The sequence below is a fragment of the Stutzerimonas stutzeri genome, from assembly GCF_024448935.1.
In the GTDB taxonomy this organism is placed as follows: Bacteria; Pseudomonadota; Gammaproteobacteria; order Pseudomonadales; family Pseudomonadaceae; genus Stutzerimonas; species Stutzerimonas stutzeri_AO.
The window spans coordinates 1-1,205 of the sequence record NZ_JAMOIE010000231.1; the positions used below are offsets into that span (position 1 = coordinate 1).

Here is a 1,205-nt window from a genome sequence, read left to right on the forward strand (position 1 = left end):
GATTGCCCCGTTCAGACCGTCCGGCAGCTGATTCAACAAGCACAAGCAGCAGAACTGAATGCGACGGACTAACCTCTAACCAAAGCGACGCCAATCTCGTCGAGCGAGTTTCGCCGAAGGCGCTAAGACACGAGGGACACCCATGACGACCTGGATCATCGCGTATAGCAAAGACGGCAACACGTCCATCCTCAGAACCGAGTCCGATCACCAGCCGGATATAGACGAGGCAGTAGCGCTGGTCACACAAAAGGCCGAACAGGATTATGCCGGGCAAGAGGACGCCTATGAGCATGATCCGGATGTCGAGGAAACACCGGCCACTCGCCTGGCCGAACGCTTCGGTATCACTGTCACCGGCATTTCCCAGGCTTGAACCACGTCACGCCACCCGCCATACCCGATCATCCCCAACCACGTAAAGACGCCGCCCCGGGTCGGCGTCTACTTCCATCATTCCGGTAAAACTGCCGAAAGCCGGCAGCAGGCTGACCCGCTCGCCTAGGCAGAAACAGGGTAGGCGCAACGACTGACGGCCGCGTCCATGCAGGCGGAACGCCGGGTGCAGATGGCCTGCCAGGACGTGATGGCTGGGGTGCGGATCGGGTTCGTGCTGCAGGGCGAACGGGCCGAGCAGCAGCGGTTCGGGCACCACGGTCATTGCCAGGCTGGCAGGCGGGTCGCCGGCGCGACGGTCGTGGTTGCCGCGTATCAGGGTCACCGCAAGCTCTGGATGCCGGGCGCGCCAGTCGAGCAATTGGCTGAGCGTGGCGGGCCTCTGTGATTCCGGCGCATGGAGGAAATCCCCGAGGAAGATCAGCTGCTCGCAGCGGTAGCGGTCGAGCAGGGCGTCGAGCCGTTGCAGGTTGGCCTGGGTGGTGCCGTGTGGTACCGGTTGGCCGAGGCGGCGGTAGGCGGCAGCCTTGCCAACGTGAATGTCGGCGATCAGCAGTGCTTTTCGATCAGGCCAGTAAATGGCTTTGTCGGGGAGCAGCCAGAGTTCGGTCTGTGCCAGTTCGATGGGTAAGTGCGGGGTCATTGCGTGGAGTTTATCTGTCGATTCGGTGTGATGGCATGGGGGCGTGGGATGGGCCTTGATCTCTCCAATTTCTTATCGGGCGCAGTTCGTTCAGTCAGTCGACATCGAGCGTGCAGCGGTGGCCGAATAAATTCGGCCCTACGTAGCTTCTCAAAAAGTGGTGGTA

General features: G+C 61.3%; 2 protein-coding genes. One reads left to right on the forward strand and one right to left on the reverse strand.

What is annotated here, in order from left to right; translation table 11 throughout:
- Positions 1 to 142 precede the first annotated feature (142 nt).
- The gene (locus NA637_RS25040; protein ID WP_256075277.1) at positions 143 to 376 is read left to right on the forward strand and encodes a hypothetical protein; all 234 of its coding nucleotides are present in this window, start codon (positions 143 to 145) and stop codon (positions 374 to 376) included.
- A 6-nt stretch (positions 377 to 382) separates the two neighbouring features.
- Here the strand turns inward: NA637_RS25040 and pdeM are convergent, their stop codons facing one another.
- A complete protein-coding gene (pdeM, locus tag NA637_RS25045; RefSeq protein WP_256075289.1) occupies positions 383 to 1,039 on the reverse strand; it encodes a ligase-associated DNA damage response endonuclease PdeM in 657 nt (218 codons plus the stop codon).
- Positions 1,040 to 1,205 lie beyond the last annotated feature (166 nt).